This window comes from Oceanobacillus locisalsi (genome assembly GCF_042675985.1).
GTDB classification, from domain to species: domain Bacteria; phylum Bacillota; class Bacilli; order Bacillales; family Amphibacillaceae; genus Oceanobacillus; species Oceanobacillus locisalsi.
Window position 1 is genome coordinate 1 of sequence record NZ_JBHTKK010000046.1, and the last position, 8,264, is coordinate 8,264.

The 8,264-nt window shown below is 39.1% G+C and carries 10 protein-coding genes; 8 read left to right on the forward strand and 2 right to left on the reverse strand.

Going from position 1 to position 8,264, the window contains the following annotated elements; all coding sequences use genetic code 11:
• Positions 1–338 precede the first annotated feature (338 nt).
• A complete protein-coding gene (locus ACFQ19_RS19995; protein ID WP_379594591.1) occupies positions 339–704 on the reverse strand; it encodes a YugN family protein in 366 nt (121 codons plus the stop codon).
• Positions 705–941: 237 nt separating this feature from the next.
• On the opposite strand from ACFQ19_RS19995, the gene ACFQ19_RS20000 reads away from it, so the two are divergent.
• The 7 genes from ACFQ19_RS20000 to coaD all read left to right on the forward strand — a co-directional run bounded on the left by ACFQ19_RS20000 (position 942) and on the right by coaD (position 5,189).
• A complete protein-coding gene (locus ACFQ19_RS20000) occupies positions 942–2,009 on the forward strand; it encodes a CAP domain-containing protein (RefSeq protein WP_379594593.1) in 1,068 nt (355 codons plus the stop codon).
• A 192-nt stretch (positions 2,010–2,201) separates the two neighbouring features.
• Positions 2,202–2,606 (forward strand): spore coat protein YlbD, encoded by a 405-nt coding sequence (gene ylbD, locus ACFQ19_RS20005; RefSeq protein WP_379594595.1) that lies wholly within the window; start codon positions 2,202–2,204, stop codon positions 2,604–2,606.
• Between the two features lie 11 nt (positions 2,607–2,617).
• The gene (locus ACFQ19_RS20010; RefSeq protein WP_379594597.1) at positions 2,618–2,851 is read left to right on the forward strand and encodes a YlbE-like family protein; all 234 of its coding nucleotides are present in this window, start codon (positions 2,618–2,620) and stop codon (positions 2,849–2,851) included.
• 215 nt (positions 2,852–3,066) lie between these two features.
• Positions 3,067–3,504 carry a YlbF family regulator gene (locus tag ACFQ19_RS20015; RefSeq protein WP_379594599.1) on the forward strand — a complete coding sequence of 146 codons (438 nt, stop codon included), beginning with the start codon at positions 3,067–3,069 and terminating at the stop codon, positions 3,502–3,504.
• 68 nt (positions 3,505–3,572) lie between these two features.
• Positions 3,573–3,845 carry a YlbG family protein gene (locus ACFQ19_RS20020; RefSeq protein WP_379594601.1) on the forward strand — a complete coding sequence of 91 codons (273 nt, stop codon included), beginning with the start codon at positions 3,573–3,575 and terminating at the stop codon, positions 3,843–3,845.
• A 288-nt stretch (positions 3,846–4,133) separates the two neighbouring features.
• Positions 4,134–4,703: a 16S rRNA (guanine(966)-N(2))-methyltransferase RsmD gene (rsmD, locus tag ACFQ19_RS20025; protein WP_379594603.1), complete on the forward strand. Its 570-nt coding sequence runs from the start codon at positions 4,134–4,136 to the stop codon at positions 4,701–4,703.
• Positions 4,704–4,706: 3 nt separating this feature from the next.
• Positions 4,707–5,189: a pantetheine-phosphate adenylyltransferase gene (gene coaD, locus ACFQ19_RS20030; protein ID WP_379594605.1), complete on the forward strand. Its 483-nt coding sequence runs from the start codon at positions 4,707–4,709 to the stop codon at positions 5,187–5,189.
• A 77-nt stretch (positions 5,190–5,266) separates the two neighbouring features.
• On the opposite strand, the gene ylbJ is transcribed toward coaD, so the two are convergent.
• Positions 5,267–6,475, reverse strand: coding sequence for a sporulation integral membrane protein YlbJ (gene ylbJ / locus ACFQ19_RS20035; RefSeq protein WP_379594607.1), 1,209 nt, complete (start codon positions 6,473–6,475; stop codon positions 5,267–5,269).
• A gap of 348 nt (positions 6,476–6,823) precedes the next feature.
• Here ylbJ and ACFQ19_RS20040 point away from each other — a divergent pair, with 348 nt between their 5' ends.
• The gene (locus ACFQ19_RS20040; RefSeq protein ID WP_379594609.1) at positions 6,824–7,846 is read left to right on the forward strand and encodes a SepM family pheromone-processing serine protease; all 1,023 of its coding nucleotides are present in this window, start codon (positions 6,824–6,826) and stop codon (positions 7,844–7,846) included.
• Positions 7,847–8,264: the final 418 nt, after the last annotated feature.

Sequence of the window (8,264 nt, forward strand, 5' to 3'; positions counted from 1 at the left end):
AGGGATCAGCACCATCTGAAGATCCACTTTTGCCAAGTGCACTTCTTGGCAAAAGTTAGCTGAAGAGCGTGCCCCTAGGAAAGCAAAACGGTCCGCCGCAGCGGTCATGTTAACCTGACAACATTGGTAAGCGCAGCTCCAGTCCCAGGACGTGCAAGTGCAGGCGTTGTGACAACTCTTTTCGATGGGGTGAGTAAGCTAAGGCCCCAGGAGTCACGGTTTTAGCCTGCAAACCACTTAGGAGTTCTCCGTATTCTTCCTCCGCTATCTAGATGTTAATACCATATTCAATCCTTTATTTCACCCATTGATTTTGGTGTTGACCCTCTTTTTCATTGTTATTTTTTATAATATTGGAGTTCCTCACTTAGTTTGGAAAGTAACGTATTCGCTCTTTCTATAACGCTTTCAGGGAAGCCCTCTTCTTCACCATATTCAACACCGTGCGGGTAGTAATGTTTACCGAGTAAAGGTGTCTTCAATTGGATAACAGCATTGCGTTTATCCACGTCCCCTTCGATAGCATACCCTTGTACACGGATATAGTATGTAACATTCTCTTCGTTGGAACCGATTTTGTAATCATAAGTAACACGTTCATAGTCCCATTGTCCTGCCCGGATAAATGCAAGATTTGCTGTTACATGATCCAGTACCTGTACATCAATAACTGTTTCTTCAATCCCTGTGTTTTCAAATCTCATTACGTTTTCACCTCATCAATTATATTCTGCTTAATGTAAGGATAATACGAAATGATGATAGATGCAATAGAAACCATGGACGAGAGTAAAGAAAGGGTATAATATTATGAATAAAAGGGTATATAATAGATAAATAGATTATCAAAGGATTGTTCAAAAAAGTCCGCTCATGAGGAGATTTGATTTTGAGCATGTCTGATAAATAATCTATGTGTTCGCGGGATGGGGGTTTCAATCATGAAGATATTTCGTAATTTTATGATAATCATGATTATTGCACTCCTAGTATTTATTGTTATTAACCAGATGAGTTCATCACCAGAAGAAGTTGTAAGAGAAGCAAAGCCTCATTTCGATGAAGAGGAAGAAATAATCGAACCAAAAGGAACGGCGGCTGAGCTTCCTCAGATGAATTTAGAAGGCGACTTATATCAATGGATCGGAAAGACGTCAACAGAGCTTACTGAAGATCTGGGAGAACCGGACAGAATTGATGTTAGTGCATATAATTATGAATGGTATGTATATAATAATTCAGAAAGTCAATATGGCCAGTTTGCTGTTGCAGATGATGAAATTATATCTGTTTATGCCATTGGGGATGATTTGGATATGTCACCAATTGATTCTGGAGCAGACTATGATGAAGTGGCCGATACATTTTCTTTTTCCAATGAAGTAACCTATTCAAAAGGGGGCGCTTCCTTTACTTTCCGGTTAAGTACAGAAGATCTTCAGACGAGGCCATTAGTTAAAATTAGTGATACGACATTTATCCAATTTTATTTTGATACAATCACAGAAACGCTATCTTCCATAAGAATGACTACTGGTGATGCACTGCTATCGCAAAGACCTTATGAAATTGAATACCGTGGAGAGCTGCCTGAACAGCCTGTATTTGGTGAAGAAGCGTGGAGAGAGATTCAGGAAGGAATGGAGAAGCAAGTTTTTGATATTTCGAATGTCATGCGTTATCAGCATGACCTGCCTCAATTAGAGTGGGACGATCAAGTAAGTCTGGTGGCGTATGATCACAGTAAAGATATGTATGAAAATGATTATTTTTCCCATGACAGTCTAAATGGGGATGGTCTAAAAGAACGGTTAGAGGAAAAACAGGTTGCTTATGTTGCTGCCGGAGAGAATATTGCAGCCCAGTATCCAGATGCTCCAGCTGCTATGGAAGGGTGGTTAAATAGCCAAAGCCACCGGGAAGCATTATTAAGCGATGAATATAGTTATCTGGGTGTTGGTGTATATCGTTTTTATTATACACAGAACTTTTTAGGAAAGCCGTTTTAGTATACTTATGCGATTAGGGACAGAGAGAAGCCGTAACCAGAGGCTTCTTTTTGCGTATACAAGACAATGGCACATTTTTTAGTTGTTTACATAGATTATTATAGGCGGTTTAAAAGAAAACGTACATTTTGAGGTTAGCAAGATAGGAAGCCTTTGTTGTATATGTGTTTTGAATAAAGGACGGTGAGTAAAATGAGTCAATTACATCCCAGTGTTGCAGCATTCAAATCTTTTGTCAATCGCCATCCTAAGTTATTAGAAGAAATCAGAAAAAGCGGCAAAGGGTGGCAGGAATTTTATGAAAAATGGGCGATTTTAGATGAAGATGACCCATTTTGGGATGAATATAAATTGAAAGAACCATCCGGTGACGCGGAACCAAAGAGCGAGGAAGCCAAAAAAGAGAAGAAAACAGACCATTCCGACCTTATCAGACAGATTGTGGACTATACCCAAAATCTGGATACAGAAAAAGTACAAGGACAAATAGAACAATTAAGTAATGCAATCGGTGTAGTTCAGGAGATGATTGGCGATATGAAAAAGTCTTCCTCTGAGAATACGCCTCGAGCTCCTTTTTCATTTAGAAAAGATTAGAGGGGGATGAAATGGATAACGATGTCGTTGCTTACCTCAAAAAAAATCCGGAACTGGCAGAATTTGTCCGGTATCATCCCATTTGGTACCGATATTTAACACGTGATCCAAGCAGGCTGACAGAATTGAAAAAAGAAGCAAAGAAATTTTATGGAAAGACGTTTCCCCAAAAAGTAAACACCTTCTCGAATCAATTACAAATGGTAAGAATGTTTGCAGAAATGGCGAAATCTATGAAAGATTAAAAAAGAAGTTTCCCGAACCTGACAAAGTATTTTTATTGTTTCCCATTTTAAAGACAGCTCTATTTTCTTTCGAATAATAAAATGGTATGATGAAAAGGATAACTATTATGATTGGATGATGAAATCATATCTATTTTAATAGTTAATGGCATAAACCTTACTAAGAGATATTCTCTCTTATTTACATTTATTAATTTATTCGTGGAGGTGCGGGAATGATTGCTACGATGGAGTATGTAGATATATTAGATGAATCGGAGCTTCTCGGGAAGATGGTATTACAATCGGATGTCATGATGCAATATCAATCAGCGAAGCAGGCATTGGATGAAGACAAGGAAGCGCAGCATCTGATTCGAACATTTTCAGACGTCAAAGAGCATTATGAAGATGTGCAGCGCTTTGGCAGATATCATCCGGACTATTATGATATTATGAAACAGGTCCGTTCCAAAAAGCGGGATATGGATTTACATGATAAAGTGGCGGCATTTAAAGTTGCTGAAAGAAATCTGCAAAACCTTTTGGATGAGATCAGCCAGTTTGTTGCAGAGAGTGTCAGTGGACAGATTAAAGCGCCTAAAGATGGTGCCGCATTAACAGACAGCGGTTGCGGCTGCGGAAGCGGCGGTGCTTGCGGCTGTGCATCATAAAACATAAGCAGGGGGCTTAAAATAAGCAACCTGCTTTATACATAATACGGAAAAAAGGGGGCGGGAATATGGTAGAAAGACAAGGTATCGTTGTTTGGTTTCAGCACATGAAAAATGTCAGACAGTTAAAAAAACACGGGCATCTTATTCATGTATCCAAAAAGCACCGTTATGCGGTGATTTATGTCAACCGTGAAGATATTGACGCGATGGAGAAAAAATTCAATCAATTTTCATTTGTATCTAAAGTGGAACGGTCTCAGAAGCCGTTTATTCCGACAAGTTATGAAAATGCTATACCGGACAAAGCGAAACAATATGATTATAAAATGGGAATTTAGATGATCGTATATTATAATAAAGGATAAAAAAAGAAAAACCTGCAGTCAATAATTACTGCAGGTCCTTTTATTTTTAAAATAAAAGGCTAAAGGGAGAGGAGAAACCGGATGAAGAGCTTATGGGGAAGGATAAGCCTTATCCGTTTCAACTAAATCATATTTAGCTGAATCATTATGATATTATGGACAAAGAAAAGAAATAATATACATCATAAAGAAAAATTATTTGCTAAACTCGAGAATCGTGGTAGACTATTGACGAGCAAAAGAAGCTGAGGTGATCGAGAAGTGCGTGTAATAGCAGGAATACATAAAGGAAGAGCGTTAAAAAGTGTAGCTGGCGAAACGACAAGACCTACTTCTGATAAAGTAAAAGAAGCCGTATTTCAAATATTAGGACCTTTCTTTTCAGGTGGAACAGCATTGGATTTGTTTGCCGGAAGCGGTTCACTCGGGATAGAAGCATTAAGCAGAGAGATATCAAAGGTAATCTTTATAGATAAACACCCTAAAGCAATCCAGGCGATAAAAGAGAATTTGAAAACGCTCCAATTAGAACAGCAGGCAGAGGTCTATCGAAATGAAGCAGAGCGTGCTTTAAAGGCGATTGCAAAACGGGAATTAAAATTTGATTTAGTACTTTTAGATCCACCGTATAAAAGTCAAGATTATATGAAAATACTTGATTACCTGCTCGATAATCACATGCTTCAAAAAAATGCGGTTGTATATTGTGAGCATGATAAGTCAAATCTGTTGCCGGACAAATATAAATCATTAAAAGCAATCAAACAGGCAGATTATGGCGATTTAATTCAAGTAACGATTTATCAAACAGAGGAAAGTGAGGAAGCATAAATGATGAGGAAATTAGCAATATGCCCAGGGAGTTTCGACCCGGTAACCAATGGACATTTGGATATTATCCGACGTGGTGCCAAAGTGTTTGAAGAGATCGTAGTTACTGTGTTTAATAATCAATCTAAATCACCCCTTTTTACGGTAGAAGAAAGAAAGCAATTGTTGGAAGAAACATTAAAGGATTTGCCGAACGTACGGGTTGATTCTTCAAGCGGATTACTCATGGATTATGCAAGTGAAATAGGAGCGACTGCTGTCATTAGAGGGCTGCGTGCAGTCAGTGATTTTGAATATGAAATGCAGATTACTTCTATGAACCGGAAATTAAATGAAGAAGTGGAAACATTATTTATGATGACAAATACCAAATATTCTTTTTTAAGCTCAAGTATGATAAAAGAAGCAGCTAAATACCAGGGAAATATCAGCGGTCTCGTCCCCGAGTTAGTGGAAAAGGCGCTGCAGAAGAAATATAATGCATAAAGAGAATAGAAGCTTTTTAAATGAAAAGAGAGTCTGGTTGAGTGAGGCCGGGCTCTCTTTTCATGCTCTAAAGCAGGTTATGCTTTTTTACGATGATAGATAATGATAAAAATTGCTGTTGCTAAACTGATCATTGTAATGGCTGGTCCAACGGTTTGCAGCATATAGTATATATCCATCCAAATAGTGTTTTCCTGCACTGTTGCAGCTGGAATTTCATTCGAATGAATAACAATTCGGTCAAGATACAACGGTTTGTATAATATAAGAGTCAATATAACCGCAAAAGTGCCATGTAAAAGGCGAGCAAAGAAATAAGGATGGAAACGGATATCTGTTTTTGCTAAAATACTCGCTACTTGTGCTTGAATGGATAATCCGTTGAAACCTAGAATAAAACTGATTAACATCGCTTTTTGCAGCAGAGAATCGGTTGTTACCTGCGAAATTAAGTTCGACCCCACCGTGATTTCAAACAGCCCGGAGATAAATGGAAGCCCTAATTCTTTCGGCAATTCCAAAACAGGAAGAACCGGTTCGATAAAACCTGCAATAAACGGTGTAATATCCATCAGGAAGAGCAGTTTAATAAGTACGGAAAATAAAATGATAAATCCACCGACCATAACAAGTGTCTGAATGGAATGTAAGACAGCATCTCCTAATACCTCCCCGAATGGCCGGGTATTTTTTAACCGGTTTCGATGCATCTCCTGGAATGCTTTTTTCAGTGAAAAAGAAGTTCTTTTTTTCTTCGTGATATGTTTTTCCTGCTTTCTTCCATGAAAACGCATAATGATTCCGACAATGGTGTTTGCGCCATAATGGCAGACCGCTAATAGTAAGCCCAGTTTTATGTTATAAAAAAAGCCAGCAGAAATGGCTCCGAAAATAAAGAGCGGACTAGAATTATTTGTGAAAGATACTAATCTTTCTGCTTCTATTTGTGTTACCTGTTTCTCTTCCCGGAGTCTTGCTGCTATTTTCGCCCCTGTAGGATACCCGCTGGCCATCCCCATAATCCATCCGAAACTGCCGGCACCAGGGATATTAAATAACGGACGCATAATTGGTTCAAATAGAACACCTAAGAATTTTACTACACCGAAAGCTAATAATAGCTCAGCAGTTATAAAAAATGGCAGCAAAGAGGGAAAAACCACTTCCCACCACATATTTAACCCGCGGATAGCTGCTTCCAATGCCTGGTCTGGAAATCGTATTAAACTGAAGAATAAGAAAATAGATATCCCGGCATAGCCAAGTGTTTTTAGCTTTTGTTTCAATCTGATGTCCCCCTACTAATGCTTATTCGAAAAAATGATGCTTGTTTTTATGAGGAAAGAAAGGCTGTTGCTTCTTTTTTTGCTCCATACCATGAAGTGTCTATTCTGTACAATTATGGCGGGAAGTAGTAGAATGATGCTAGCTTGTCCGATGTATCAATATAATAAGAAAGTGACTTTATTAAATGTTTAAAACCTCAGGAGTCCTCAGGAAGGCAGTAATTTTCCCTGTTAAAAAGAAAACTGATTTTTAAACAATCTCTCTATGTGATATATACGCGAATACCATATAAAAATATGCCATAGATATATATTTAGTAAGGATACCAGGAAGGGGAATCAAGTGCGTTGCGATTAACGAAAAAAAGAATTCTAGGCTTATTAGCTGTGATCTTAATTGTTTATTTATTAGGTGTCTATCAATTACCGTACTATATTCAAAAACCGGGGGGCGCTGATGCGCTAGACCCCATTGTTGAAGTAGAAGGGGGTTACCCCAGTGAAGGAGATATGCACTTAGTGACAATCAGCGGTATGCAGGCCACTCCTATTTTATATGCTGCTGCTCTTGTGTTGCCGCATCAGGAAATTCTTCCTTTGGATCAGGTTTTCCCGGAAGGAATGTCGCAAGAAGATTATATGGCAGCGCAGCTTCAAGTGATGGAAAGTTCGCAGGAAGCGTCCACTGTTGTCGCCTATGAAGCAGCAGGTGAGGAAATAAATATTGATTATCAAGGTGTTTACGTGGTTGCTGCAGTGGATGGACTTCCCGCAGAAGGTAAATTAGAGAGCGGCGATCGTATTATCGGTATTGATGATGCGGAAGTGAGTGAATCTCAGGATTTACTTGATTACATTGAGGGCAAAGAGGCCGGAGATACGGTAACAGTCGTGTATGAAAGAGACGATGAAGAACAGACGGCAGATTTGGAATTAGCACCGCTGGATGATGAAGAGGGTCGTGTTGGAGTCGGTATAAACCTTGTGACAGATCGTGAAGTGACTGTTCAGCCGGAAACACAATTTTCCAGCGGCAGTATCGGCGGACCGAGCGCTGGTTTGATGTTTTCATTGGAAATCTATGATCAGTTGACTGAAGGCGATTTAACCGGCGGCAAGCAGATTGGCGGCACTGGCGAAATTGATTACGAGGGCAATGTCCATCGCATTGGCGGAATAGATAAGAAAATTGTTGCTTCTGATAAAGAAGATGTAGATATTTTCTTTGCACCAAATGAAGGCGGCAGGGAAGGTTCGAATTATGAAGTGGCAGCAGAAACTGCAGAAAGTATCGACACAGATATGGAGGTTGTTCCTGTAGATAATTTTGAAGATGCGGTTGACTATTTAGAAAATGCTGCTAATGAATAAAATGATAAAAAAGAGGAAAATCGTGGTGACAATGAAACACGGTTTTCCTCTTTTTTATCGGCTCAACCTTCGCATCTAAAAATAAACATGTAAACCAGCTGTGCCAGGATAAACATGAACTCTATTATTATGCTTGCTTTTGGTTAGAGCCCCCTTCTATTTTTTTGAACAAGATATGGTGTATAGCTTCCGCTCCGGCCAAGCCCTACGCTTTCCGACGTACAACGGTTTTTGATGGGGCGAGTAACCGCAGTCCCAGGACGTACTAGTGCAGAACGGCTGAATTCACTTCCCCTTCCATGTTATTCTTGACTTGTAAAAAATAACCAAGGGGATGAATGGAAATGGTTAAGCAAGCTGTCGAGATAAAACTAAGTGAAAAACAACATAAAATACTTGAAAAAATGTTTAGGGGTAG